Annotated in this window: 1 rRNA gene; it reads left to right on the top strand. The window is 41.6% G+C overall.

What is annotated here, in order from left to right:
* Positions 1-167: 167 nt before the first annotated feature.
* Positions 168-245 (top strand): 5S ribosomal RNA (rrf, locus tag C2M33_RS10805); the annotation flags it as partial.

The raw sequence follows: 245 nt of genomic DNA, 5'->3' as shown, positions 1-245 counted from the left end.
CCATTAAGCTAACCTGTACTAATTACCCGTGAGGCTTAACCATACAACGCCAAACGCGTTTTATGACAGCGTAACAGACAGAAGTTAAGACACTAAAGTAGACATTTACTTGATATCAGAATTCCGAATTTTAGTTAATTGCCAAGGCGATTAACAAACCAAATTTGCTTGGTGACAATAGCGTTTTGGACCCACCTGACCCCATGCCGAACTCAGTAGTGAAACGAAACAGCGCCGATGATAGT

The sequence above is a fragment of the Pseudoalteromonas sp. T1lg122 genome, assembly GCF_002964825.1.
Taxonomy (GTDB): domain Bacteria; phylum Pseudomonadota; class Gammaproteobacteria; order Enterobacterales; family Alteromonadaceae; genus Pseudoalteromonas; species Pseudoalteromonas gelatinilytica.
This window is presented reverse-complemented; position numbering and strand designations above follow the sequence as displayed.